General features: G+C 73.6%; 31 protein-coding genes. 18 read left to right on the top strand and 13 right to left on the bottom strand.

Features of this window, described 5'->3' with window-relative positions; translation table 11 throughout:
- Positions 1-9 precede the first annotated feature (9 nt).
- A complete protein-coding gene (locus tag ACI78Q_RS21155) occupies positions 10-612 on the top strand; it encodes a hypothetical protein (protein WP_456925430.1) in 603 nt (200 codons plus the stop codon).
- 59 nt (positions 613-671) lie between these two features.
- Here the strand turns inward: ACI78Q_RS21155 and ACI78Q_RS21150 are convergent, their stop codons facing one another.
- Both ACI78Q_RS21150 and ACI78Q_RS21145 read right to left on the bottom strand, forming a co-directional pair.
- Positions 672-890, bottom strand: coding sequence for a hypothetical protein (locus ACI78Q_RS21150; RefSeq protein WP_456925429.1), 219 nt, complete (start codon positions 888-890; stop codon positions 672-674).
- A gap of 362 nt (positions 891-1,252) precedes the next feature.
- Positions 1,253-1,630, bottom strand: coding sequence for a DUF2267 domain-containing protein (locus tag ACI78Q_RS21145; protein ID WP_456925428.1), 378 nt, complete (start codon positions 1,628-1,630; stop codon positions 1,253-1,255).
- 196 nt (positions 1,631-1,826) lie between these two features.
- On the opposite strand from ACI78Q_RS21145, the gene ACI78Q_RS21140 reads away from it, so the two are divergent.
- A complete protein-coding gene (locus ACI78Q_RS21140) occupies positions 1,827-2,066 on the top strand; it encodes a hypothetical protein (RefSeq protein WP_456925427.1) in 240 nt (79 codons plus the stop codon).
- 70 nt (positions 2,067-2,136) lie between these two features.
- Here ACI78Q_RS21140 and ACI78Q_RS21135 read toward each other — a convergent pair whose 3' ends face one another.
- From ACI78Q_RS21135 to ACI78Q_RS21125, 3 genes are read right to left on the bottom strand one after another with little or no spacing between them, the layout of a single operon-like run.
- Complete coding sequence (locus ACI78Q_RS21135; RefSeq protein WP_456925426.1) at positions 2,137-2,421, bottom strand: DUF2795 domain-containing protein; 285 nt, start codon at positions 2,419-2,421, stop codon at positions 2,137-2,139.
- A gap of 51 nt (positions 2,422-2,472) precedes the next feature.
- Entirely contained in the window at positions 2,473-3,189 is a 717-nt protein-coding gene (locus ACI78Q_RS21130; protein WP_456925425.1) for a 4a-hydroxytetrahydrobiopterin dehydratase, read from the bottom strand.
- 60 nt (positions 3,190-3,249) lie between these two features.
- On the bottom strand, positions 3,250-3,627 hold the full coding sequence (locus ACI78Q_RS21125) for a DUF2267 domain-containing protein (protein ID WP_456925424.1): 378 nt from the start codon (positions 3,625-3,627) through the stop codon (positions 3,250-3,252).
- 552 nt (positions 3,628-4,179) lie between these two features.
- Here ACI78Q_RS21125 and ACI78Q_RS21120 point away from each other — a divergent pair.
- The 7 genes from ACI78Q_RS21120 (at position 4,180) to ACI78Q_RS21090 (ending at position 11,711) form a co-directional block, all read left to right on the top strand.
- Entirely contained in the window at positions 4,180-5,334 is a 1,155-nt protein-coding gene (locus tag ACI78Q_RS21120) for a glutathione-independent formaldehyde dehydrogenase (protein WP_456925423.1), read from the top strand.
- Position 5,335: 1 nt separating this feature from the next.
- Complete coding sequence (locus tag ACI78Q_RS21115; protein WP_456925422.1) at positions 5,336-5,911, top strand: type 1 glutamine amidotransferase domain-containing protein; 576 nt, start codon at positions 5,336-5,338, stop codon at positions 5,909-5,911.
- A complete protein-coding gene (locus ACI78Q_RS21110; protein WP_456925421.1) occupies positions 5,908-6,396 on the top strand; it encodes a hypothetical protein in 489 nt (162 codons plus the stop codon). The genes ACI78Q_RS21115 and ACI78Q_RS21110 overlap by 4 nt, the downstream gene beginning before the upstream one ends.
- Positions 6,393-7,568, top strand: a complete 1,176-nt coding sequence (locus ACI78Q_RS21105) for a zinc-dependent alcohol dehydrogenase (protein ID WP_456925420.1) — start codon at positions 6,393-6,395, stop codon at positions 7,566-7,568. Before ACI78Q_RS21110 ends, ACI78Q_RS21105 begins: the two co-directional genes overlap by 4 nt.
- Before the next feature lie 91 nt (positions 7,569-7,659).
- A complete protein-coding gene (locus tag ACI78Q_RS21100; RefSeq protein ID WP_456925419.1) occupies positions 7,660-8,334 on the top strand; it encodes a DUF1345 domain-containing protein in 675 nt (224 codons plus the stop codon).
- Positions 8,335-8,402: 68 nt separating this feature from the next.
- Positions 8,403-9,299 (top strand): LysR family transcriptional regulator, encoded by an 897-nt coding sequence (locus ACI78Q_RS21095; RefSeq protein ID WP_456925418.1) that lies wholly within the window; start codon positions 8,403-8,405, stop codon positions 9,297-9,299.
- 258 nt (positions 9,300-9,557) lie between these two features.
- Positions 9,558-11,711: a putative bifunctional diguanylate cyclase/phosphodiesterase gene (locus tag ACI78Q_RS21090; protein ID WP_456925417.1), complete on the top strand. Its 2,154-nt coding sequence runs from the start codon at positions 9,558-9,560 to the stop codon at positions 11,709-11,711.
- A gap of 157 nt (positions 11,712-11,868) precedes the next feature.
- On the opposite strand, the gene ACI78Q_RS21085 is transcribed toward ACI78Q_RS21090, so the two are convergent.
- Entirely contained in the window at positions 11,869-12,588 is a 720-nt protein-coding gene (locus tag ACI78Q_RS21085) for an ANTAR domain-containing protein (RefSeq protein WP_456925416.1), read from the bottom strand.
- A 711-nt stretch (positions 12,589-13,299) separates the two neighbouring features.
- On the opposite strand from ACI78Q_RS21085, the gene ACI78Q_RS21080 reads away from it, so the two are divergent.
- Positions 13,300-13,995: an ANTAR domain-containing protein gene (locus tag ACI78Q_RS21080; RefSeq protein ID WP_456925415.1), complete on the top strand. Its 696-nt coding sequence runs from the start codon at positions 13,300-13,302 to the stop codon at positions 13,993-13,995.
- A 97-nt stretch (positions 13,996-14,092) separates the two neighbouring features.
- On the opposite strand, the gene ACI78Q_RS21075 is transcribed toward ACI78Q_RS21080, so the two are convergent.
- Positions 14,093-14,698: a dihydrofolate reductase family protein gene (locus ACI78Q_RS21075; protein WP_456925414.1), complete on the bottom strand. Its 606-nt coding sequence runs from the start codon at positions 14,696-14,698 to the stop codon at positions 14,093-14,095.
- A 643-nt stretch (positions 14,699-15,341) separates the two neighbouring features.
- Between ACI78Q_RS21075 and ACI78Q_RS21070 the strand changes: the two genes are divergently transcribed.
- Complete coding sequence (locus ACI78Q_RS21070) at positions 15,342-15,662, top strand: hypothetical protein (protein WP_456925413.1); 321 nt, start codon at positions 15,342-15,344, stop codon at positions 15,660-15,662.
- A 24-nt stretch (positions 15,663-15,686) separates the two neighbouring features.
- Here the strand turns inward: ACI78Q_RS21070 and ACI78Q_RS21065 are convergent, their stop codons facing one another.
- The 4 genes from ACI78Q_RS21065 to ACI78Q_RS21050 form a co-directional block, all read right to left on the bottom strand.
- The gene (locus ACI78Q_RS21065; RefSeq protein ID WP_456925412.1) at positions 15,687-16,049 is read right to left on the bottom strand and encodes a helix-turn-helix transcriptional regulator; all 363 of its coding nucleotides are present in this window, start codon (positions 16,047-16,049) and stop codon (positions 15,687-15,689) included.
- 56 nt (positions 16,050-16,105) lie between these two features.
- Complete coding sequence (locus tag ACI78Q_RS21060; RefSeq protein ID WP_456925411.1) at positions 16,106-16,654, bottom strand: hypothetical protein; 549 nt, start codon at positions 16,652-16,654, stop codon at positions 16,106-16,108.
- A 64-nt stretch (positions 16,655-16,718) separates the two neighbouring features.
- Positions 16,719-17,681 carry an AraC family transcriptional regulator gene (locus ACI78Q_RS21055; protein WP_456925410.1) on the bottom strand — a complete coding sequence of 321 codons (963 nt, stop codon included), beginning with the start codon at positions 17,679-17,681 and terminating at the stop codon, positions 16,719-16,721.
- A gap of 215 nt (positions 17,682-17,896) precedes the next feature.
- On the bottom strand, positions 17,897-18,577 hold the full coding sequence (locus ACI78Q_RS21050) for a hypothetical protein (protein ID WP_456925409.1): 681 nt from the start codon (positions 18,575-18,577) through the stop codon (positions 17,897-17,899).
- 340 nt (positions 18,578-18,917) lie between these two features.
- On the opposite strand from ACI78Q_RS21050, the gene ACI78Q_RS21045 reads away from it, so the two are divergent.
- Both ACI78Q_RS21045 and ACI78Q_RS21040 read left to right on the top strand, forming a co-directional pair.
- Complete coding sequence (locus tag ACI78Q_RS21045; protein ID WP_456925408.1) at positions 18,918-19,259, top strand: YciI family protein; 342 nt, start codon at positions 18,918-18,920, stop codon at positions 19,257-19,259.
- Between the two features lie 186 nt (positions 19,260-19,445).
- Positions 19,446-20,015, top strand: a complete 570-nt coding sequence (locus ACI78Q_RS21040; RefSeq protein ID WP_456925407.1) for a TasA family protein — start codon at positions 19,446-19,448, stop codon at positions 20,013-20,015.
- 39 nt (positions 20,016-20,054) lie between these two features.
- Here ACI78Q_RS21040 and ACI78Q_RS21035 read toward each other — a convergent pair whose 3' ends face one another.
- Positions 20,055-20,180 (bottom strand): hypothetical protein, encoded by a 126-nt coding sequence (locus ACI78Q_RS21035; protein WP_456925406.1) that lies wholly within the window; start codon positions 20,178-20,180, stop codon positions 20,055-20,057.
- 361 nt (positions 20,181-20,541) lie between these two features.
- Between ACI78Q_RS21035 and ACI78Q_RS21030 the strand changes: the two genes are divergently transcribed.
- Positions 20,542-21,159, top strand: a complete 618-nt coding sequence (locus ACI78Q_RS21030; RefSeq protein ID WP_456925405.1) for a hypothetical protein — start codon at positions 20,542-20,544, stop codon at positions 21,157-21,159.
- A complete protein-coding gene (locus tag ACI78Q_RS21025) occupies positions 21,140-21,406 on the top strand; it encodes a hypothetical protein (protein WP_456925404.1) in 267 nt (88 codons plus the stop codon). Before ACI78Q_RS21030 ends, ACI78Q_RS21025 begins: the two co-directional genes overlap by 20 nt.
- A gap of 17 nt (positions 21,407-21,423) precedes the next feature.
- On the opposite strand, the gene ACI78Q_RS21020 is transcribed toward ACI78Q_RS21025, so the two are convergent.
- The gene (locus ACI78Q_RS21020) at positions 21,424-21,717 is read right to left on the bottom strand and encodes a flagellar FlbD family protein (protein WP_456925403.1); all 294 of its coding nucleotides are present in this window, start codon (positions 21,715-21,717) and stop codon (positions 21,424-21,426) included.
- A gap of 181 nt (positions 21,718-21,898) precedes the next feature.
- Between ACI78Q_RS21020 and ACI78Q_RS21015 the strand changes: the two genes are divergently transcribed.
- The 3 genes from ACI78Q_RS21015 to ACI78Q_RS21005 all read left to right on the top strand — a co-directional run bounded on the left by ACI78Q_RS21015 (position 21,899) and on the right by ACI78Q_RS21005 (position 24,037).
- Entirely contained in the window at positions 21,899-22,681 is a 783-nt protein-coding gene (locus ACI78Q_RS21015; protein WP_456925402.1) for an isocitrate lyase/PEP mutase family protein, read from the top strand.
- Complete coding sequence (locus ACI78Q_RS21010) at positions 22,681-23,199, top strand: class I SAM-dependent methyltransferase (RefSeq protein WP_456925401.1); 519 nt, start codon at positions 22,681-22,683, stop codon at positions 23,197-23,199. Before ACI78Q_RS21015 ends, ACI78Q_RS21010 begins: the two co-directional genes overlap by 1 nt.
- 139 nt (positions 23,200-23,338) lie before the next feature.
- Positions 23,339-24,037 carry a response regulator gene (locus tag ACI78Q_RS21005; RefSeq protein ID WP_456925400.1) on the top strand — a complete coding sequence of 233 codons (699 nt, stop codon included), beginning with the start codon at positions 23,339-23,341 and terminating at the stop codon, positions 24,035-24,037.
- Positions 24,038-24,121 lie beyond the last annotated feature (84 nt).

Below are 24,121 nucleotides of genomic sequence, written 5' to 3'. Positions count from 1 at the left end.
GAGACCCTGATGACCTACACACCGCACAAGCCGCCGATCGCGGAGTCGTCCGAGGAACTGCGCAAGCGCATCCCGGGCTGGGGCGTCGACCTCGACCCCAAGGACCGGCCGGCGGTGCCGAAGCTGCAGTTCCAGGAGGACTTCACCGGCGCGCACTGGGAGTTTCCCGAGCGACAGCCGGAGAGGTACCCGCGGGAGCGCTCGGTCGAGCACAAGATGCTCACCCCGGTGTTCGGCACCGCCCAGCCGCCGTCGGGCGTCTCGGGGGCCATCCGCCGTTACGCCTACCGCTACAGCGAGGGCCGGGCGGCGCACTGGCTGCTGCTCATCTTCGCCGACCGGGTGGACGCGTGGGAGCACCACCTGAAGTCGTTCCTCACGCTCCACCCGGACAACCCGATAACCGAGACCGGGGTGAAGGCCGAGTTCACCCGCCACGGCCTGCGGTCGCGGGTCGGGCAGCACCGCACGGACCTCAAGCACCAGCCGCTCGACCCGGTGATCGTCGCGGGCCCGTGGGTGGCGGCGGCCGGAGCGATCTACGCCGGCGCCCGGAGCGTGGCGAAGTCGCTGACGAACGCGGGGTCCGACGGGCGGCGGCCGGTGCACTGAAGGAGGCCTGCACCGATCAGGGCGACGGCCCCGCAGCCGGCGGCTGCGGGGCCGTCGTGTCAGACGAGTCCCTCGTTGTGCGGCTCGATGCTGGCCGAGGGATCCACCCCCTCGTCGGCGTCCGGCCGGACGGGCCCTTCGCCCGGCTCGGAACCCGAGCCGGCGGCGGTGTTCCGGGAGGACCGCTCCGGATCGGTCACGTCCGTGGTCGTGGGCGCCTGACCGATGCGCTTGGCGGCGTCTCCGGTCCCGGTCTCCTCCAGCTCTGACTCGCTCATCATTCCTCCATCCGGTGTCGTTCGGTGCGGCGATCACGCAGTGCGCTGCACGAGCACTCGAGGCTCGCGGACGGCTCGCCGGACGGTGACGTCCGGCGAGCCGGGTGCTTGCGGGCGGACAACGGTTCCGCGCGGGCTGCCTCCGGGACCTGACGGCGTCCGAGGCCCAGCCGGAGGCGAGGGCTGGATCCGCCGAGCCGTCGGTGGAGCGGCGGGGTCCCGGTCGCCGAGACCGCCCCGACGTACAGGAGGACCACGACCACGATGTGGTCGGGTGGCGGGCCTGACGCCGACTGCCGGAGGACGCCGGTCGGCCGGCGTGGGCTGCGGTTCCGCTCGTGTCGGGGCCCCCACCGTCGGAGCTACCTCGATCCGGGCACGAGCCGAGCGAACTCCCCGCCCAGCTGGGTCAACACGTCGTCGAACTCGCCCGGCTCGACCGCGTCGCGGGTCGTGGCGAGGACGGCGACCATCCCCTCCCGAGCCCCTGCCTCGGGCACGCGTGCCATCCGCGCGACCCGCCGGGCGAACTCGTCGGGCCCGAAGGGCTGTGCCTCCGGCTCCGGCGGGATCAGGTCGGCCTGCAGCTCCCCCGGCAGCTGGGCGCGCAGGTCGTCGGCCTCACCGGCGGTGAGCCGCTCGGCCAGCACGCGCAACGTCGCGTGGACGAGCGTCTCGGTCTCGTCGCGGGGGCTGCCCCCACGGGCCTGCACGGACGAGACGAAGTCGTCGTACTGCAATGCTCCTCCTCGGGTTCCTCCCGGAGACCGGACGCGTCACACCGCTCCCGGTGCTCCCAATCTCGGGGACGCCGCCGGGGGAAGCCATCGGCAGACCTGCCGATGTCTGCCCGCCGTCCGGGTGCCGGTGCCGGAGCCGGGTAGGCCTCCTGCGGTGCCGACGCGATGTCGGGCTGCCGTCCCGAGGAGGAGCACCATGCGAGTCGAAGACCTGTCGGGCGAGGACGCCGTGGTCTACCGGGCCGTGGCCGAGGCAGAGGTGGGCGCCGGCGCTCCGCACCTGCAGGACATCGCCGGCCGCGCCGGCCTGGACCTCGACCGGGCGCGGGCCGCCGTCCACCGCCTGCTGCACAGCGAGCCCAAGATCCTGCACGAGGTCCCCGACACCAGCCGCACCGATCTGGGACCGACCTACGAGCTGGCGCCGCGGACCTGAGCCCGTCGGCGGGCAGGCAGTCCGATCGCCGGCACTCAGCCGGCGTGATGACGGGTGCCGATGACCGGTCCTACCGGGGCTCGCGCATGTGCTCGGCGACACCGCTCGGGGCACGCGTGCGGGCCTGCTCGGCCGCCCGGCTCGCCGACCGGCCGGCTCCGGGGTCGACGGGCACCGACCGCGCCACCTCCGCACGGTTGCGGTACTCGACCACCGGGATGGCCCGGAGGCTGCGGACCACCGCCTCGGGGGCGCCCGCCCGCTCGGCGGCGGCGACCAGCGCGTCCTTGCCGGCCGGGTAGTCGACGTCCTGCAGGTACCGCACGATCTCGTCGGGGGTGATCGGATCGGTCACAGGGTTGCCTTCCTGGTCGTGGCCGTCGGTGTCCGGCGGGCCGTGGGCGGGTCAGCCCGAGGACCCGACTGCGGCGATCGCCGCGTCGATCCGCCGGGCGAGTTCGAGGTCCATGTCGGTGACACGGTCGAGCGAATGCGTCCAGACCTCGAAGGTGACCGCGTCCTGCAGTTGCTCGACCCGCGCGTGGTGGGTCACGTCGAGCTCGGCGCGGGCAACGGCGTCGCGCAGGGGCCGCTGGCGCTCGGGCGGGAGCACGACGGTGCGCCGCAGGCGGTGTTCGTCGCCCTCCCAGCCCTCCAAGGCGGCGAGCGCGCGGTCGATCTCCTCCCGCTCGAGCAGTCGCGGGGTCAGGCCGATCGGCACCCCGGAGCCGCGCGGCGGAACGCCTTGGTCGATGGGGGAGAACAGCTCCTCACCGTCCGGCAGTCGCCGGGCGAGGGCGCTGGCCAGTTCCGGTTCGGAGCCGGCCAGCGTGGACAGGACCGCCTGGGTGTAGAAGCGGGCCCGCTCGGCCGGGCACCCGGACCCGGCGCTCACCGCGGAGACCAGGGCGGCGCCGCTGTCGGGGTGCAGACCCGGCCCCCGGATCTCGGCGGCGCCCCGGAGCGAGCCGGGCAGGACCGCGGCCAACCGCTCGCGGTCGGACTCCTCCAGCGAGGCGGCCACGGCGGCGATGACGGCTTCCACCGCCCGCCGAGCCTCCTCGGTCTCGGCCGCGCCGGCCTGGGCTCCCACGGCCTGGATGAACGTCGCGTACTGGATCACCGGGCTCCTCCTGACGTGCTGCCGTCCTGCTCCTCCGGCCGTCGGCCGACGCCTGCGGGCTCAGGCCATCGGCCCGACCAGCTCCCGGTGCTCCTGCGGCAGCTGGGAGAGGACGTCGTCGAACTCCCCGGGCGTGACCGCCTCCCGCACCGTGGTCAGAACGGCGGCGGCCCCGGTCCGGGCCTCGTCCGGACCGACGTCCCTGCGTTCGGCGACCCGACGCACGAACTCGTCCACCCGGAACGCCTCCGCGTCTTCGCGCGGGGGACGCAGGTCGTCCTGGAGCCGGGCCGGGAGCCGCGCCGCGAGGTCCTGGGCCTCACCGCCGCTGATCCGGTCGGCCAGGGTCCGCAGTGTCGCGTTCTCGATCCGCTCCGCCGTCTCCTCGGGCAGCCCGGCCCGCTCGGCCGCGGTGCGCGTGAACGTCGCATGATCCATGTCCGCTCCCGGAGGCACCGTGCAGCGCCGGTCGTGGGGATTCCGTCGTTCGACCGCGGCTCCGACGCTAGGACCGGTCACGGCGCGTGGGCATCGGTCGATCGGCCGATGTCGCGCACCACCGCGCCGGGCGCGCCACCCCCGGGCGGTCGACAGGCGCCGGGTGCCTCCTGGTACGTCCCGGTCCCCGCAGCATCCGAGCCGGCTCCTCCGCGACGTTCCTCCGGAGGGCGTCGTCGTGGTGCCGCGCCACATGGGGCGACTCGCGTCGCGACTCGATGGGTGCTCTCGATCGGCATGGTCCGTCCTCGCGTGCTCCGCCGCGGTCGCCGGCACCAGGTCTGAACCGCCGTCCGTGAGCCCTACGCTCGGCACTGTGGCGCGTTGCCGGGCGGGTCTCCATCGGCAGGCCGACCCATGACGGCTGCTGCAGCGGGTGCGTCGGCCCGGTATCGGCATGTCTGCCGATACCGGCCCCCTGCTCCGCCGGGTGCAATCAGGATCCCGGCCCGGGCACGGGCGGTGGGGCACACCCGCGACGAGGGAGACAGCATGAAGGCAGTGGTCTACGAAGGTCCGCGGCAGGTCAGCGTCAAGGACGTACCGGACGCGCGGATCGAGCGGCCGACCGACGTCCTGGTGCGGATCACCTCGGCGAACATCTGCGGCTCGGACCTGCACATGTACGAGGGCCGGACCGACTTCGAGACCGGCCGCTGGTTCGGGCACGAGAACCTGGGCCAGGTGATCGAGGTCGGCGACGGGGTCGACAAGGTGCAGGTGGGGGACTACGTCGTCCTGCCGTTCAACATCGCCTGCGGGCACTGCAAGAACTGCGAGCAGCAGCTCACGAACTACTGCCTGACCGCGCAGCCGGAGCCGAACATGGCCGGCGCTGCCTACGGCTTCGCCGACATGGGCCCCTGGGCCGGTGGGCAGGCGGAGTTGCTGCGCGTGCCCTGGGGTGACTTCAACTGCCTGCGGCTGGGGGAGGACGCCGAGCAGCGCCAGACCGACTACGTGATGCTCGCCGACATCTTCCCGACCGGCTACCACGCCACCGAGATGGCCGGCGTGAAGCCCGGCGACCAGACGGTCATCTACGGCGCCGGCCCGGTCGGGCTGATGGCCGCCCTCTCGGCGACCATCCGAGGGGCCAGCAAGGTGATGGTCGTCGACCGGCAGCCCGACCGGCTCAAGCTGGCCGAGTCGATCGGCGCGATCGCCATCGACGACTCCAAGGTCGATCCGGTGCAGGCCGTTCTCGAGCAGACGATGGGGCTGGGGGCGGACAACGGCTGCGAGTGCGTCGGCTACCAGGCGCACGAGCCCGACGGCCAGGAGCAGGCCAACCTGACGATGAACCGGCTGGTCGCCTCGGTGCGCTTCACCGGGAAGATCGGGACCGTCGGCGTCTTCGTGCCCCAGGACCCGGGGGCCAGCGACGATCTGGCCAAGCAGGGCAAGCTCGCCTTCGACTTCGGCATGTTCTGGTTCAAGGGCCAGCACATCGGCAGCGGCCAGGCGCCGGTCAAGAAGTACAACCGGCAGCTGCGCGACCTCATCGCCGCGGGCAAGGCCGAGCCGTCGTTCATCGTCAGCCACGAGCTGCCCCTCGACCGCGCGCCGGAGGCCTACGAGCACTTCGACCAGCGGGACGACGGCTGGACGAAGGTCGTCCTGCACCCGGCGGGGGCGGGTGCCTGAGGTGGCAGGCGAGCTGAACGGACGTCGGGTCGCCATCCTCGCGGCCGACGGGGTGGAGCGGGTGGAGCTGGAGCAGCCGCGGCAGGCGCTGGAGGACGCCGGCGCCCGCACCGTCGTCGTCTCCATCACCAGCGGCGAGATCCAGGCGCGCGACCACGACCTCGAGGACGCCGGCACCTTCGCGGTCGACCAGCTGGTCGGCGCGGTGTCGGTCGACGACTTCGAGGCGCTGCTCCTGCCGGGCGGGACGGTGAACCCGGACAAACTGCGGATGCAACCCGCCGCGGTGCAGTTCGTCCGGGACTTCGTCCAGTCGGGGAAGCCGGTCGCCTCGATCTGCCACGGCCCGTGGAACTTCGTCGAGGCCGACGTCGCGCGCGGCCGCCGGCTGACGTCCTGGCCGAGCGTGCGCACCGACCTCCGCAACGCCGGGGCCGAGGTGGTCGACGAGGAGGTCGTCACCGACGGCAACATCACGACGAGCCGGTCGCCCGACGACCTGCCGGCCTTCTGCCAGCGCATCGTGCAGGAGTTCGCGCGGGCCCCGCAGGCCGCCGCCGCGGGGGGTCGGGCATGACCAGCTCCATCGGGAACGTGGCGTCCCTCGCCGCCCGCGCCGGCGGGAGTGTCGTCCGCCAGGTGCGGTCGGCCATCGACCCCTCCGCCGCCCGGCCGGCCGGCGCGGGGGAGCCGGCGTCCGGGTGGCTCGTGGTGACCGTCTACCGGGAGCCGTCCGACGTGGACACCGCGCAGCTGCCCGCACCCCTGGCCGAGCTCGGCGACCGGATCGAGGTCCGCGTCCGCCCGGCCCCCGGCGGCAAGGGCACGGAGTTGGCGGCCCGGCTGCGCGACCGGCCGTCGTCGGGACCCGCCTTCAGCCGGCTGAGCGGCAGCGACCCTCAGGCCGAGCTGCGGTCCGCGCTGCGCCGGGCCAAGCAGCTCATCGAGGTGGGTGAGGTGCTGGCGGTGGACCCCGCGCCGCACGGCAAGCGGACGGCGACCCCCGGCGGCGCGCTCCTCGAGGCGTGGACCCGGGTGGCGCCCAGGGCAGGTGTCCGGTGAAGGCGGTGACCTGGCGCGGGGTCAACGAGATCGGCGTCGAGGACGTCCCCGAGCCGAAGATCCTCAACGACCACGACATCATCCTCGAGGTCGGACTGTCCGCGACCTGCGGCTCGGACCTGCACCTGGTGGGCGGCTACATCCCCGCCATGCGCGCCGGCGACGTGCTGGGGCACGAGTTCATGGGCACGGTCGCCGAGGTCGGCCGCGGCGTGACGAAGCACCGGGTGGGCGACCGCGTGGTGGTGGTCTCCTTCACCAGCTGCGGGCAGTGCTGGTACTGCCGGCAGGGGTTGTGGTCGCTGTGCGACAACGGCAACCCCAACCCGGGGATCACCGAGGCGCTGTGGGGACAGGCCATCGGCGGCTGCTACGGCTACTCCCACGCGATGGGCGGGTGGGCGGGCAGCCACGCGCCCTACATCCGGGTGCCCTACGCCGACCAGGGGGCGTTCGCCGTCCCCGACGGCGTCTCCGACGAGCGGGCGCTGTTCGCCTCCGACGCCGCACCCACCGGCTGGACGGGGGCGCACCAGGCCGAGGTCCGGCCGGGTGACGTCGTCGCGGTGTGGGGTGCCGGGGGAGTGGGCCAGATGGCCGCCCGCGCGGCCATGCTCATGGGCGCCGAGCGGGTCGTCGTCATCGACCGGTACGACAACCGGCTCGAGCAGGTCCGCACGCACATCGGGGCGGAGACCCTCGACTACGAGGAGGTCGACGTCCCCGCCGAGCTGCGCGAGATGACCGGTGGGCGGGGACCGGACGTCTGCATCGAGGCGGTGGGCATGGAGGCGCACAGCCCGGGCCCGCAGTACCTCTACGACCAGGTCAAGCAGCAGCTGCGGCTGCAGACCGACCGGCCCACGGCGGTGCGCGAGGCGATCTACTCCTGCCGGAAGGGCGGGACGGTGTTCACCCTCGGCGTCTTCGCCGGTCTCGTGGACAAGTTCCCCCTCGGCGCGGTGATGAACAAGGCGCTGACCCTGCGCGGCGCCCAGCAGCACGGGCACCGCTACATCCCGGAGATCCTCGACCGCATGAGCCGGGACGAGGTGAGGACCGAGCACCTCGCCACCCACGTGATGCCGCTCGACGACGGGCCGAAGGGCTACCGGATGTTCAAGGACAAGGAGGACGGGTGCGTCCGTGCCGTGTTCCGTCCGGGTGGCTGAAGCGCCGACGGGCGGACCGCCCCGGTCCCCGGCGCCACGCCGGACGGTGGGCCGGCGCCGGGCCGTCGCCGGCCCGGTGCGGGGCCATGGGGTGAGCGCCGCAGGCGGCGGGACGGCGGTGGAGGCGGGCCGGCGGCCGACGATCCTGTCGTGGCGCCGCCTGATGATCTGTCTCGGCGGCGGCCTCGTCGCGGCCGGACTGACCACGGTCGCCGGCGTCCCGGAGATCGCGGTGCTCGTCGGCTGGGCCGTCGCCGCCGGCGGCCTGCTGTTCTGGGTGTGGCGGATCAGCTGGCCGCGCGACGCGGAGGGGACCAAACGGCTGGCCGAGGAGGAGGGGCGGACCCGGGTCACGGACACGGCCGTGCTGGGTGCGGCGGTGGCCAGCCTCGCCGCCGTCGTCGAGGGCCTCGTCCGGTCCGGCTCCGGGGACGCTGTCGGCGTCGCCACCGTGCTGCTCGGCGTCCTGGTGGTAATCCTGTCGTGGGCGCTGGTCAACACGGTCTTCGCCCTCAAGTACGCACGCTGGTACTACTCCGGCGGGGACGGCGGCATCGACTTCGGCCAGCGGGAACCGCCCGCCTACAGCGACTTCGCCTACGTCGCGTTCACCGTGGGGATGAGCTTCGCCATGCCGGACACCCAGCTCCAGGACACGTCGATCCGCAAGGTCGCCCTCGGACACGCTCTGCTGTCGTACCTGTTCGGGACCGTCGTCATCGCCGTGGCCGTCAACCTCGTCACCAACCTGGGGCAGCAGGGATAGGTGCCGCGGCCGGGTCGGGCGCCCCCGGGGGGCTGGACGTTCCGAGAGGGTGGACGGAGGCGGTCGGGGTGGAGCTCAGGCAGCTGGAGTACTTCCTGGCGGTGGTCGAGGAGGGCTCGTTCACCCGCGCCGCGGCGCGGTTGTACATGGTCCAGTCGAGCCTGTCTGCGTCCCTGTTGGGACTGGAGAAGGAGCTCGGCACCGACCTGTTCACCCGCGGCCGCAAGGGTGCCGAGCTGACCGACGCCGGCCGTGCTCTCCTCGAGCCCGCCCGGGCGGCGCTGCACGACGCCGAGCGGGCTCGTGACGCCGTCGCCGAGGTCGCGGGTCTGCTCCGCGGGTTCGTCCGCGTCGCGACGGTGGCAGTGCCGAGGGACGTCGACGTGTTCGAGACGATCCGGCCCTTCCAGGAGCAGCATCCGGGGGTGGCGATCAGCGTGCTCCACGACGGCGCGCGCGACCTCCTCGGCCTGGTTGCCGAGGGCACGGCTGACTTCGCCATCACGCCGCTGACGCACCGGACGACGCCGGTCGTGCGCTTCGATCCCCTGCTCAGCACGCCGTTGGTCCTGCTCTGCCCGCCGGGGCACCGGCTCGCGGGGGGCCGGGACGTGGAACTGGGCGACGTGGTCGACGAGCCGCTGATCGACCTGCCGCGAGGGTGGTGGGTCCGCGAGCTGTTCGACCGGATGTTCGCCGAGCGCGACCTGCCCCGCCGCGTGCGTCTCGAGGTGGACGAGTGGTTCGGCGTCCTGACGTTGGTCCGCCGCGGGATGGGCATCGCGTGCGGCCCGCTGGCCTGCGTGGACGAGACCCTGTTCGGGGACCTCGCGGTCGCCACCCTCGGCGGTGCGCCGACGTGGGAACTCGGCGTCGCGACCAGGGACGAGGCCGTCCGAGGGGCTGCCGGTCGCGCGTTCCTGGACGCCTACCGGCGGCGGTGCCGGGAGCGCCTCGGCGACTGATCCGCGGCACGGTCCGCTGCCGGCCATCGCCGGCGCCGATCGGACCCATCGGTATCGCGCCCCGTCGTCCGGCACGACCCCCTCGTGCGCCGACCGATACTCGAGACGTTCCCGCCTGCCGGCCCACCGGCCGGCCACCGCACGCGACCCGGGGAGGCCGTGATCGCCGCTCCGAGGCACGGGGCGCCCCGGCAGAACCGGCTCACCCGAATTGCGGAACACGGTCAACCGGAACCGTCGATCCGCCGATACGCCGGTGTGATCCTCGAGTCGGCTCCCTCGACGCTGCGCAGCAGCGTCTACGAGGCACTGTTCGTCCACGGTCTCGACGGGGTGCTGATCACCTCGGCCGACGGGCGCACCCTCGGTGCGAACGCGCGGGCCTGCGAGCTGCTCGGCCGGACGGAGCTCGAGCTGGTCGAGCTGGGCCGGGACGGGGTCGTCGACCGGCGTGACCCCCGGTGGAGGCAGGCGCTCGAGACCCGGGCCCGGGAAGGTGTGTTCCGCGGGGTGTTCCGGTTGCGCCGCAGCAACGGGTCCACCTTCCCTGCCGAGGTCACCACCGCCACGTTCCTCGACGGGGACTCCCGGCGGGCGTACGTGTCCTTCCGGGACGTGAGCACGGCGGAGGCCGAGGCGGCGCGGTCGGAGGCGACCACGCGGACGGCGGCCGAGCTCATCGACAACCTCGAGTCGATCAGCGACATGTACATCGGCGTCGACGCCGACTGGCGGATGACGTACATCAACGCACAGGCCGAGGCCCGGCTGGGCGTCTGCCGTGACGAGGTCGTGGGCGAGGACATCTGGGAGCGGTTCCCCGCCCTGCTCGGCACCGAGTTCGAGGAGACCTACCGCCAGGTCGCGCGCACCGGACGGACCGCCACCCTCGAGGCGCGCTACGACGGGGCGGATCTGTGGTGCGAGGCCCGCGTGTACCCCCTGCGCCGGGGCGGGATCGCCATCTACTTCCGGGACATCTCCGAGCGGCGCGCCATGGAGCGGGAGCGGGAACGCCTGCTGGCCGCCGAGCGGGCGGCCCGCGCGGCAGCCGAACGGGCGCAGCGCGACCTGGCCCACCGGGCCACGCACGACGAGCTGACCGGTCTGCTGAGCCGCGCCGGGCTGCTGCAGGAGGTGGACCGGGTCCTCGCCGGACGGCCGGAGGCCCGCCTCACCGTCGCCTTCATCGACCTGGACCGGTTCAAGCTGGTCAACGACAGCCTGGGGCACGGCGCAGGCGACCGCCTGCTGGGCGAGTTCGCTCGCCGTCTCGCCGCTCTGGCCGGTCCGGCGGATGCGGTGGCCCGCTTCGGTGGCGACGAGTTCGTGGTGGTCCTGGTGGACCGCTCCGCCGAGGAGGCCGGCCGGTTCGCCCAGGAGGTCATCGAGGCGAGCCGGGAGCCGGTAGAGGTGGGTGCGCGCCTCCTCGTCACCGTCAGCGTCGGCCTGGCCACGGCGACCGGTCCGGCCGATCTCGACATCCTGCTCCGGGAGGCCGACGCGGCGCTCTACCGCGCCAAGGACACCGGACGGGAACGGGCTGTCTGGTTCGACGAGCAGATGCACGTGGAGTCGATGCACCGGGTCGAGATGGAGAACGACCTGCGCCACGCCCTGGAGCGGGACGAGCTGGTGGTGGAGTACCAGCCCGCCTTCGACCTCCGGGTGGAGCGGATCTGCCACGTCGAGGCCCTGGTCCGGTGGCGGCATCCCGTCCGTGGCCTCGTCGGTCCGCAGGAGTTCATCCCGGTCGCCGAGGAGACGGGGCTGATCCACCGCATCGGCGAGCTGGTCCTCGCCCGAGCCGTCGAGCAGGCCGGCCGGTGGGCGCACCTCCCGGAGCTCCGGGTGTGGGTCAACGTGGCCCCCCAGCAGCTGGCCGACTGCGGGTTCCCCGCCCGGCTCGCTGCCCAGCTGGACCGGGCCGGCCTGCCCCCGCATCGCCTCGGGATCGAGGTGACCGAGTCGGTGCTCGCCGACTGCTCCCGGGCGGGGGAGGTACTGGAGCGGATACGCGACCTGGGGGTGGCGATCGCCATCGACGACTTCGGGACCGGCTACAGCTCGCTGGCCCGCCTGCGTGAGTTCCCGGTCGACGTCATCAAGGTGGACAAGTCCTTCGTCCACGACCTGGGGACGGCTCGCGGCGCGGCGTTGGTGGCCGGCATCGTGACGTTGGCGCAGGCCATCGGCGCGCACGTCATCGCGGAGGGGGTCGAGACCCTGCCTCAGCTGACCGCGCTCAGCGCCCTCGGGGTGGACTCCGCCAGCGGGTACCTGCTCGCCCGGCCGTCCGCGCCCGACCACCTGCCCCTGACGATCCCCGCCGAGGCGTCCTTTCGCTGGCGGACCGGCCTGCACCCCACCGTGGCGCGGGCCCCTGGCGAGACGTCGTCGTCGACGAGGTAGCGAGCGCCGGTGCGGCCCTCCCTCTCGATCGTGCGTGTCCTCCAGTGACGTGATGGTGACGAGAGCCGTCACGGGCAGGTTCGTCCGGCTGCGAGAGGCATCTCTGGAGGCGGCCTCAGGCCGCCCGTCTCGTACCCGGACGTCGAGGCGGGCCGGGTCAGGGTGGGAAGACGCCGGTCCTCACGAGAGTCTCCGCGACGTCTCTGACCTTGGTGTTGGTCTGCATCGACACCCTGGCGAGGGCCTGGAAGGCCGTGTCAGGGGTGAGCTTGTAGCGCTCCATGAGGATGCCCTTGGCCTGGTCGATCCCCGCCCGGGATCCCAGGGCACGCTCATAGTGCTCGGCCATGTCGCGGGCGTCCTCGTAGGCGTACATGTTCGCCGCGGCGACGGCGGCGTAGGGGGCGAAGCGGGTGGCGACCGATCGGCTGTCCTCGTCGAAGACGTCGGGCTCGCGGGCGTATATGTTCAGCGCCCCGCGGACGCCCTCGCTGATCGGCAGCGGTACCGACAGCGAGCTGCGGGCGCCGTGCTCGACGGCGCGTGCCGTGTAGTCCCGCCACCGGGTCTCGGTCTGCATGTTGGCGATCTCCACGAGTTCGCCGGTGCTGGCTGCGTGCAGGCAGGGGCCGTATCCGCGGCCGTACTGGCTCTCGTCGCAGTCCATGGCCAGCCGTCCGGTGTAGACGGCGGTGCTGGGCTTGTCGTTGATCAGCAGGGACACCGACGTCTCCGGGTGGCCGGGCATGACCTCCTGGGTCAGGTCGGCCACCGATTGCAGCAGGGACTGCATGGTGTGTTCGCGCAGGGCGAGGCGGCCGAGCTGCTCCAGCGCCTCGGCGGGGTCCGGGCGGTGCGCGTCGAGGTTGCTGGACATGCCGTTCGCCCTCCGGATGAAGCCGCGTGCGCGGCGGGGCGACCTCGGCTCCAGGACCCCGCACGGCAGGGTCGGTGCTCGGGTACGCCTCGGTCAGACGCACGAGGAGCGCGAGACCTGCCCGACGCTCGGCCTCACCGTACCTCCCGACCGACGGGTGCAGCGGGGGCGCCGTCCGTTCTGGCAGCGAGCGGCCCGCCGGCCGTCGCGCCGGACCGGCGAGGCCTGACCGTCACGCTCGTGGTCGGAACCACGACGGCTGATCGGCCACGGTACTGGCGCCCTGACCGGTGCGCCGGTCGGGCCGAGGTCTGCCGGCCGACCGCACCTGTCCCTCACGGTGAGGCGCCGAGGGACAGCCGGCGGCTCGTCACGGGGGAAGCAGCCCGCCGGGCCGGTCCCTCCTCTGGACCTGTCGCTGCTCGGCTGATGGCCTCCGCGCTCGCTCGGCCCGTGCGCGAGCCGCCGAACGGCTGCTCGGTGAGGCGCGTAGGCTCGTCCGGACGCCGGGTTCAGCACCTGGGCGTCCCTGTTGCGTCAGGCAGTGGCGTAGCGCAGATGCGGAGCCCAGCTCGGGGTTCGCCGCCGAGGTCGCACCCCCGGTATCAACCAGACCGGAGGCCCGCGGTGGCCCGCAGCGAGAACCGGAGATCCACGGAAGCCGCCGAGGCACTGGAGCACCTGGGCCAGAGGTCCCTGCGGGAACTCTCCATGGACAGCCTGCTGCAGTCGATGGCCGACCTCACCAAGCGCGTCATGCCGGGGGACTCCGAGGCGTCGGTCACCTTGCTGATCGAGGGCGAGCCGAGCACCGTCGTCGACACCGGGCCACTGGCCCTCGGTCTCGATGAAGTCCAGTACGACCGCGGGGACGGGCCGTGCCTGCACACCGCCCGCAGCGGCGTGCTGGTCGAGATCGGCGACACGCGCACGGAGAGCCGATGGGTGGACTATGCGCGGTACGTCGCCGAACGCGGCGTCCTCAGTGTGCTGGCCGTTCCGCTGATCATCACAGGGGAGGAGCAGGTCGCGGGCTCGCTGAACATCTACGCCCGGACGCCGGACGCCTTCGACGAGGCCAGTCGGGCGGTGGCCACCGGATTCGCCCCCTACGCGGCAGTCGCGGCCGGCACCGTCCAGGCGTACCGCAGGGCCCGGGAGGCGGCCGACAACCTCCAGATCGCGCTCGAGACCCGGGCGGTCATCGAGCAGGCCAAGGGCATCCTGATCGAGCGCCACAAGATGACCCCCGACCAGGCGTTCCAAGCCCTGGCGACCGTCTCGATGAGCAGGAACGTCAAGGTGCGGAACATCGCCGAGCACCTGGTCCTCACCGGCGAACTGCCACTCGTCCGGACCCGGTCCTCGCGATCCACTGCCCAGGCGATCCACGAGCGAGACGACTAGCGAGTCCTCGCCGGCCCCATGCGGCCGCGGCGGCCACCAGCCGGTCGACCGCCGTCCGTACTCCGGGCGGCCGTCCGGACCGGCGGACGGGGCGACGTCACGCAGGGGCGCCGAGCGGCGGGTGCTCGAGCACGCGGGGCTTGTACTCGACCAGCTGGATGCGGCCGTCGAAGGTGCGGTGCTCGATCATCTCGAGGGCGACGTCCGGATAACCGTCGTAGATGCGTTCTGCGCCCGTGGCCCCTGTGATCACCGGGAACATCCCGACCCGGAAGCGGTCGACGAGTCCGGCTCTCAGCAGGGACCGGCACAGGCTGAGGCTGCCGATCGTGCTGAGCAGCCCCGTGCCGTTCTCCTTCATGGCGCGCACCGCCTCGACGGCGTCGCCACGGACGAGCGTGGAGTTGGCCCACGTCAGTGGCTCCTCGAGTGAGGAGGAGAACACCACTTTGGACGCCCGCGTGAGCTCGTCGATGGACGCCTCTTCCTCGGGCCTGAACTCGTCTTGGGCATCCGGCACCTCGCCGGCGGCGAAGCCCGACATCAGGCGGTAGGTGTTCGCTCCCATCAGGTAGGTGACCTCGGGCTGCTCGCCGAGCCATGCGAGGTACTCCGGGCCCTCGAGGCCCCAGAACCCGGGCCAACCCTCTGCCGATGCGTAGCCGTCGAGGGAGGTGATGAAGTCGACGAGAAGCTCCGACATGGCCGGTCCTTTCCTCGGGTGTCACGAGCGTGGACCGGCCGGGAGCCACGAAGTCATCGGCCGCGCTGCGGGGTGATCCGCCGTCGGGGCCGGCCTGGCGGTGGTGCCCTCGGGGGCCCACTGAGGACGCCCGGTGCGCTCCGCCGGCCGGTCACCGTCGGAACAGCGCTCAAGCGGTTGGCGGAGCCGTTCCCTCCCGCAGCAACCGGATCAAGCGGGCCTCCGTCTCCGGAATGAGTTCCGGCACGGTGACCGGCCCGTCATGGCCCGCGCGATCACTCAGCCACCGGGCGAACGTCATCAGCAACTCATCCCGCTCGAGCGACTCGCGCGCGATCCGCGCCCGCTCGGCTCGGTCGCCGTCGGTGTACCACCGGATCGTGACGGCTCGAGACTGCACCGGCCAGGTGCGGCCGGACAGCTGCCCCTGAAGCCACCTCCCGGGCGAGCCGGCCGGTGTCCGAGCGGCCCACTCGGACATGCGTCGGTGCGCCGATGCTGCTGTCGTGACCTCGAAGCTGACGACGCTGCGATCGTCGCGGCGGGAGGTGGCCAGGCTGCAGCTTCGCCTTCAGGCGAGTCTGCAGGGTGACCGTTCGCCTGCGGTCTAGCCGGCCTGAGGACGGCCGGTCACGCTCGCGCCGTGACGGTGTTGCCGGAGCAGTCGCCGGCGGAGCAGCGCGTCGCGGCCCTGCGCGCGTCGGTGGCGGCGATCCGGGACGCCGCGGCGACCGTGGAACTCGTGGCGTTGAGCTACGACGACGTCGCGGCCGTCGCGGACGCCGCCGGCGCCACCGACCCGTGCGGGCCGCACCGTGGCCGGGCGGCGTGGGCGCGCACCCGGGCCGACGCCCAACGGCGCCTGGCGCTGCGGATGTGGGCGCGGGCCGCCGCGGTCGAGTCCGCCGCGCGCCGAGGCCGGCGCCTGCCGGCAGCGGGCGGAGGAGCTGCGCCGGGGACTTGAGGGCCGTCGGCTGCGTGCCGCCGATCAGGTGCGCAGGGTGCGGCTGGGCAGCTCGCCGTAGGCGGCGCGGTAGCGCTCGGTGAACCGGCTGGGCGTGAAGCCCCGGCGGGCGGCGACGGCGGTCACGGTGACCCCGTCGCCGGGGGTGGCGTCGCGTAGCTGCCGGTGCGCCTGGGCCAGCCGCACCTGGCGCAGGTAGGCGGTCGGGGTGGTGTCCAGGTGCCGGCGGAACGCCAGCTGCACCGCGCGCGGGGTGACGTAGGCGGCCCGGGCGATGTCGGCCAGACCGATCTCGCGATCGCAGTTGGCCTCGATGAACGTGATCGCGCGCCGGAGCGTGCCGGGATGGCCGTCGGTGCGATCGGCCGGAGCGGGCGGCGGCAGCAAGGTGTTAGGGAAGACCGCCAGGGCGGTGGCGGCCAGCAGCCGCGCGGCCGGCCCGATCAGCAGCGGGGAGGCGGCGGTCTCGGGCTCGGCGAGCAGGTCGTCGACGAAGCGGGTGACCTGCCGCCATCGAGCAGCTCCGCCGGGAGTGGCCTGCGAGGCGGTGAACCGCCACGGCTCGTTCGTGGCGGGAGTGCCCGGGCGACGTCCGTGAGCAGTGACTGTGGGAGGGCGACGCTGAGGGTCCGGGCTTCATGACTGTCGGCGACGGCTCGGGTGTCGGGGTGATTGGCGATGAACACGTCCCCGGGCACGTACCGCTCGAGGTCGTGCCCGCGGTCGTACCCGATGGCACCGGCGACGGCTACGGAGATGAGGACGTCGTCCTGGCCGGCCAAGTCGAACGTGAGGTCGGCGGGCACCATGACATCGCTGATGCTGAATGCACCCGCGTCCAGCATCCTGACGCTGGCCTCCCATCTGGTGTCCGGGGAAGCCTTCAGCTGCAGCCGGCCGCCGAAGAGGTCGTCGATGAGCTCTCGCGCCTCGCCCGGGTCAGACGTGGCGTACTCATGCCGCCGTAGTGCTCCCGGTGTGGGGGTTCCCATGCCGCCCTCCTCTCCCGCTCGTGAGGTGATGTCAACTCGCAGGGCGATGTCAGTCCCAGGACCATCAGGTGCGCAGGGTGTGGGCGGGGGTCACCCCGTAGGCGGCGCGGTAGGCGGCGGCGAACCGGTCCGGCTTGGCGAACCCCCAGCGCAGCGCGATCACCGCCACGGTGTCCCCGGCGGTGGAGTCGGCGGCCTGCAGCTCCCGGTGCGCGCCTTCCAGCCGCACCCGCCGCACGTAGCCCATCGGGGCCAGCCCGAGGTGGCGGGCGAAGGCCAGCTGCAGCGCCCGCGGGCCGACCCCGGCGGCGCGGGCGATGTCGCTGACGGTGATCGGCAGCGAGGCGTGCGCGTCGACGAACGCCACCGCCCGGCGCACCACCGCCGGCGCCACCGCGCCGGCCTCGGGCAGGTAGCCCGACGTCATCGTGGTGTTCGGGAACGCCGTCAGCGCGGCCGCCGCCATCAGGTCGGCCAGCTGCGCTGCGACCAGCGGCTCGGCCAGCCCGCTGCCGGGGTCGGCCATCTGCTGGTGCACGAACCGCATCAGCCCCAACCACGTGCGGCGCATCGGCTCGGACACCGGGCGCAGCCCGTCGAACCGGACCTCGGCGCCGGGCATCCCCAGCCGCTCCTCGGCCACCCGCTCGATCACCGCCAACGGCAGCCGCACGATGCCCACGTCCACGTCGTCCCACTCGTTCGTGAACGGCACGCCGGTCGGGCACCGGAACACCACGCCCGGTCCCGTGGTGACCTGCTCCCGGCCCGCCACGTACCGGCACCCACCGCTCACCGGACTGGCCACCACCAGGTCGCTCAGCGGAGCGACCGCGCAGCGCAGGCCCGCGGTGAACCGCAGCCGGTCCGCGGTCAGGTCACCGGCCGTCCCCGACCGGAGCTCGCAGGTGAACGACCCGCGGACGCCGGAGAACGCGAGCGGGCGCTCCGAGCGGTAGAGATCGGCGAGCACGGCCTGGGCGACATCCGGCTCCCGGATGGACAGCTCGACGACCTCGACCGGCACGACGCGCCTCCGGTGTGCGCGTTCCCGGGGCCGTGGCTCAGCCGCCGCCGGCAGCGCCGGCCCCGCCGACCGTAGCCGCCGACACCCGCCGTGCGAAGCCCCTCGCCCAGCAGCGCAGTCGGCGCCTCTTCGAGCACCACTCGACGGTGCGGGGCGCGCCAGACGGACGTTCCCGCGGCAACGTCTCGCTCAGTCGGCGCGGGTCGCGCTGCGCCTCACGTCGACCGCTGAGCTTCCTGCGCTGCTTCCGCCGCCCCACGCGGCCCCGGCAGTCCGGTGCCGGCTGCCGGCGGCGAGTACAGGAGGGGCCGCCGCAGGTCGATGAAGTCAGGTGGCTCCGGGCTGAGGGCCATCAGCTCCTCCATGACCGCCTGCACCTCCGACGGGGCCTCCTTGCTCTCGCCCTCGCGGGCCTCCGCCTCGGAGGTGAAGTAGATGACCTGGGCCCACCGGTCCGGCTCGTAGGTCATCATCACGCTGCCGAGGACATCGGGGCGGAAGCCCGCCATGTCCTCGGTGGACATCCGGGCGACGAGCTCCTTGGCCCGTTCCGTGTCCGTCACCCGGCCCTGCATCACCTGCACGAACCCGGCCCGGTCCGGGTCCCCGGTCAGGTCGACCTGGACGTCATCGCTGTCGGCGAAGGTCACCTCGCCGTCGAAGAGCCGCTGCGTCTCCTCCCACCACCGGGACTGCTCCGGCCGCTGCGAGTTGCGGGCCGCGGCCTCGGCCGACTCGAAGCGGGCCACGGCGACGAACCGGCCGTCGTCGGCGACCCCGATCGTGCTGCCGAGCCAGCCGACCGAGCCGGGCTGCAGCTCCTGCATCCACTTGTCCAGCGCCGTCCGCACCGCCTCGGCGTCCGACGTCCTGCCCTGGATGAGCTGAGCGAACATGGCGAGTCTCCCGCCGCCGTCGTCGGCCCCCGTGGGAAGCCGACGCTAGGCCCGCGCAGCGGTCGGGGGAACAGGGCCGGCGCGGTCCGTACGGGATCCGACGGCACGTCGCGACGGTCAGGCGCCGGGCTCACCCTCGGAGTCCAGCAGGGAGGACGCCGCCTCTGCGCCGGACGGCGACAGGGCCCGCCTCCCGGCGACAGCGGTCGACGACCACCTCAGCGAGCGGGCTCCACCGATGAGTTCCGGCGGCGCACGGGGTCATGCGCTCGTGAGCGCGGCCGGACGGGCCGCCACCACGACCTGGCAGTCGCGGTGCCCCGAATCGAGGAGTCGCCAGATGCAGCGGTACCTGATCTCGTTCGATGACGGCTCGATGGGCCACATCCCGGCCGAGGACCTGCCTGAGGTGGGGGATGCCGCGCGCGCGGTGGCCGAGCAGGCCAAGGACGCTGGTGTCTGGATCTTCGGCGGCGGCATCGAGCGCCAGCAGGCGACCCTCGTCGGCACCGACGGGGCGATCACGGACGGACCGGTCCCGGAGACGAAGGCCGTCATCGGGGGGTTCGCGATCATCGAGGTGTCGTCGCGGGCGGAGGCGCTGGACTGGGCGGCTCGCTTCGCCCGCAGCTGCCGATGCACCCAGGAGGTCCGGGAGATCGGATACGACCCGGACTCCTGAGAGCAGGTGCGGGCACAGGAGGGCCGTGATCGACATCGCACCCGTGTACCTGGTTCAAGGTCAGGGGCGGGCGTGCCGATACGGAACTGACCGCACGACCTGTAGGACACCATCGGGAGATCCGGCATGAGGTTGAGACGCCGCGCTGCCACTCGCCGCACCAGGACCGCCACGGTCATCGGGGCGGTGGGTGCGATCGGAACGGCTGCGGCCGTGGCCGGCCTCGCGACGTTCGGCGCCTTCAACGACCGCGCGTCCGTCGCCACCACGGTCCAGTCCGGGGAGCTCAACATCGACATCGGCGCTCCTGGCGGTCTGGCGAACACCGTCCCGGTGAGCACCGCCGGTTTCATCCCCGGGAGCTCGCTGACGCGCGCGCTCAACCTCGACAACACCGGCACGGTGGCCCTGTCCTCGCTGAACCTCGCCACCACCGCCACCCCGACGAGCGCGTTGGTCACCGACAAGGTCAACGGCCTCCAACTGACCCTGGAGCAGTGCTCGAGGCGGTGGACGCGCAGCGGGACCGACGACATGCCGACCTACACCTGCGAGCAGACACAGCGCACCCTCTACTCGGGCCCTGTGATCAGCACCGCGGCGCTGCCCGCGCCGAACAGCCTCCGGCCGGGCAGCACGGACAACCTGGTCTTCACGATCTCCCTCCCCACCACCGCCGGCAGCCACATGCAGGGCCTGACCGCCACCGTCAACCTCGGGTTCAGCGGCGTCCAGGCCGCCGGTCGCGCACGCTGAGCCGGCGACTTCCTCCGGGAGCCGGCTCCGCGGCCGCGATCAGCCGGTGGGGTCGTCGGCCACCAGGCGCAGCCCGCGCCGGTGCGGCCGGGCCTGGCGCAGCGGGGTCGCGCCGCCCGCGCCGTCCGGCTCGACGCCGCCGCGCAGGCGCAGGCGGAGCAGCACGGCGTCGTCCTGCAGCGGCCGGTCGCCGGCGAGAGAACAGCGCGAAGGACAACGCGGAGCCCGCGGCGTAGGTGACCGCGACGGTGGCGACCAGCCGCCACGTGGGGGGACGGCGTGGGGGATTCGCGGAACGGCTCGGGCTCGTCATCCGGAGCTCCGCTGGTCGAGGCCTCCCACCACCGTCACGCGGTCTCGTGACCGCCTCATCATGGCGTGCGCCGGACGTCGGCGTTCCCGTCCGCCCGGCTCCGGTTCTTGCGGGAGGCTTGCGGATCCGCGGCGGGAGACCTGCGGTGCGGGGCCCAGAGTCGGTGCTGTCGACGGGGAGCCCGTCGCCCGAGACCGTGCGAGGAGACCCCCCGTGAGGACCACTTCCCACCCCGCGCCGACCCGCCGGAACGGCGCGCGCATCACCGGCTCGATCGGCGTCGTCGCCGCGGCAGCGGCCGTCGCCGGGCTGGGCACCTTCGGCACCTTCACCGACAGCACCACCCCGGTGCTGACGCAGGTGGACACCGGGGTGCTGTCGATCGCGCTGTCCGAGGCGGCGGAGGAGGCGACCGTCCCGTTCGTCAGCGGCGGCTGGGTGCCCGGGGACCGCTCGCAGTCGGTCATGGACCTGGTGAACGACGGCACGGTGGCGATGTCCTCGGTCTCGCTGGCGGTCCGCGCGACCGCGTCCAGCGTGCTGGACGGCGACGTGCGGGACGGGCTGCAGCTGCTGCTCGAGTCCTGCTCGTCGCCGTGGGACGCGGTGGGGGACTCCTACACCTGCGCCGGTGAGGTCGACACCTTCTACGCCGGCCCGATCGTCATGGACGAGGAGCTGGACGGCGCCGCGAGCCTCGCCTCCGGCGGGGTCGACCACCTGCGGGCGACCGTGACACTGCCCGACTCGGCCGGCAACGGCTTCCAGGACGCGTCCAGCGCGTTCGAGCTCGTCTTCTCGGGGGTGCAGCGTGACGGCGTCGACCGCTGACCGCGCCGTCGCCGAGGCGGTGACCTGGCACTCCGCGGCGATCGCGCTCCCGTACCCCGACGTCCGCAGCGCCCTCGCCGGCCTGCGCGCCGAGATCCGGGAGGAGGCCGAGTGCACCGGGGGCGGGGTGCCGGACTGGACCACGGCGGTGCTCGTCGGCCCCGTCCCGCTGACCGAGAGCGGCGGCCGCTGGTTCGACTACATCCTGTCGGTGGCCTGCCGTCCCGGGGTCCCGACGGCGGGGTGACCCGCCCGCGCGGGGAGTCAGGACCGCCGGACGGGGACCGCCGGAGCAGGCCCGTGGGCCTCGGGCGCCACGGGGGTGCGCCCGAGGCCCATCGGGTCGGGGTCCTCCCCGCGGTCGAGCACGTAGCAGGCGGCGATCACGCCGGCGCGGTCCTCGCGGACCCGCGCGATGATCTGGTCGATCGTCTCCAGCACGCAGAAGCGGACCCCGTCGGTCAGGTGGACGACCGTGTCCGGGTGCGCCTCGACCCGCTCGATGGAGTCGGGGTCGAGGCGGCAGTACTCGCCGGTGCGGCGGGTGAGACCGATCATCGCGGTCCTCCTGCTGGGCGGGGCATCGGGCCCCGGCGGCGCCCTCTGTCTCGGGCGTCCTCTCCGTCGTCCTGCGGCCCGGGAGCCTTGAGTCCTCCCGCAGGCCCGACCCCCAAGGGGTGAGGCGTTCCCGCGGGAACGCCACCCCACTGCCGGCGCGTGACCACCTAGGTTCGGCGCCGTGCCCGATCTCGCCGCTCGCGCCCGCACCCTGCTCGACCTGCACACCGCGCCGGAGATCCTGGTGCTCGTCAACGTCTGGGACGTCGTCTCCGCGACGGTGGTCGCGCGGACGCCCGGGGTCACGGCCCTGGCCACGGCCAGTCACTCGATCGCCGCGACGTTCGGCTACGAGGACGGCGAGCGCATCCCGCTCGACCTGCACCTCGACATGGTCGGCCGCATCGCCGCGGCGGTCGACCTCCCGGTGAGCATGGACATGGAGGCCGGCTACGGCGACCCGGGGGAGACCGCCCGCCGGGCGATCGCGCTCGGCGTCGTCGGCGGCAACCTCGAGGACGCGTGCCGGCCGCTGGACGAGTCGGTGACCGCCGTCGAGGCCGTCCTCGCCGCGGGACGTGCCGCGGGTGTCGACTTCGTGCTCAACGCCCGCACCGACGTCCTCCTGCGCGCGGCTCCGGACGCCGACCGGAGGGAGCTCGTGCAGGAGGCGGTGCGCCGCGGACGCGCCTACCTCGACGCCGGGGCGCCGGTGGTCTTCGTGCCCGGGGTGGTCGACCGGGCGGAGATCGCCGCGCTGGTCGACGGCCTGGGTCCGGGCCGCCTGTCAGTGCTCGCCGTCCCCCAGGCGTCCCTGTCGGTGCGGGCGCTGCAGGAGCTGGGTGTGGCCCGGGTGTCCACCGGCCCCAACCCGCAGCGGGTGGCGCTCACGGCACTGCAGGACTGCGCCACCGACCTCGTCGGCGGGGGCGTGCTGCCGCCGGGCACGCGCCGGCTGAACTGATGCCGGTGGCGGGCGCGTCGGAACGGCTGGCGTGGACCGCGGCCGTCGTCGCACCGACGGCGGGGCAGCGGGTGCTGGAGGTCGGCTGCGGGCACGGCGTGCTCGTCGCGCTGCTGGCCGAGCGGGGCGCCGAGGTGCTCGCGGTCGACCGGTCGCCGACCATGGTCGCCGCGGCCGCCCGCCGGAACCGGGCCGCCGTCGACGCCGGCCGGGTGGGGCTGGTGGCGGCGCTGGTCCACGACGCCGAGCTCGGCAGCGAGCCGTTCGACGTCGTCGTGTCGTTCAACGTCCGCGCGTTCTGGGACGCCGGGGCGTCCCGGACGTGGGAGGTCGTCGACCGGGTGCTCGCCGCGGAGGGCCGGGTCGTCGTCGCCTTCTCGGTGATGTCCGCGGGGGCGGAGGAGCCGGTGGTCGACGCGGTGACCCGGCTGGGCGCCGGCCGGGGGCTGGCGGTCCACGCCGTCCACCGCGGCCGGACGGCGCCGACGGAGTCCGTGGCCGTGGAGCTCCGGCGGTGACCGTTCCCTGACCGGCGCCTCATCCCTTGGGGGGAGGCGCTCACCGGCAGCTCAAGGCCCCTCCGGGCGCTGCCGATCACCCGCTCAGGTGACGGGAGTGCCGTCACCGGAGGACGTTGGTCGAGCGGAGGGGGACGTCGTGGCCGAGCAGTCCGTGCTCGTCGTCGAGGACACCCAGGAGATCCGGGAACTGGTCTGCACGGTCCTGCGCAAGGCCGGCATGGACGTCCGCGGGGTGGGGTCCGGTGCCGAGGCCATGGTCGAGATCCGGCGCGCGGCGCCCGACGTCGTCGTCCTGGACCTCGGCCTGCCCGACGCCGACGGCACCGAGGTGTGCCGGCAGATCCGCGCCGAGAGCCAGTGCTACGTCCTCATGCTCACCGCGCGCGCCGAGGAGGTCGACCTGCTGATCGGCCTGGCCGTCGGCGCCGACGGGTACATGGCCAAGCCCTTCTCGCCCCGGGAGCTGGTCGCCCGCGTGCAGGCCATGCTGCGGCGGCCGCGCGTCCCCGAGCCGCGACCGGCCCCGGTCGAGGAGTCGGTGCTCAAGCTGGCCGAGCTCGAGGTCGACGAGGACAGCCGCGAGGTCCGCGTCGACGGAACCGTGGTCGACCTGACCCGCACCGAGTTCGACCTGCTCGCCGCCCTGGCCTCGCGCCCCGGCCGGGTGCTGCAGCGGGAGACCCTGCTGCGCGAGGTCTGGCAGACCGACTGGGAGGGCAGCGTCCGCCTGGTCGAGGCGCACATGTCCAACCTCCGCCGGAAGCTGCAGGCCGCGGGCCTGTCCTCCCCGGAGATCCGCACCGTGCGGGGGGTCGGCTACCGCCTGGTGGCCTGACGCCTGAAAGGCACACACGACGGCGGGGGGGGGGCGGGCCTCGCTCCGGGCCCCCCGCCAGGTGGGCGGGCGGTGGGGGTCGCC

The sequence above is a fragment of the Geodermatophilus sp. SYSU D00705 genome (genome assembly GCF_054050135.1).
Note: the sequence above shows the minus strand (reverse complement) of the source record. Positions and strands in the feature narration are given on the sequence as shown.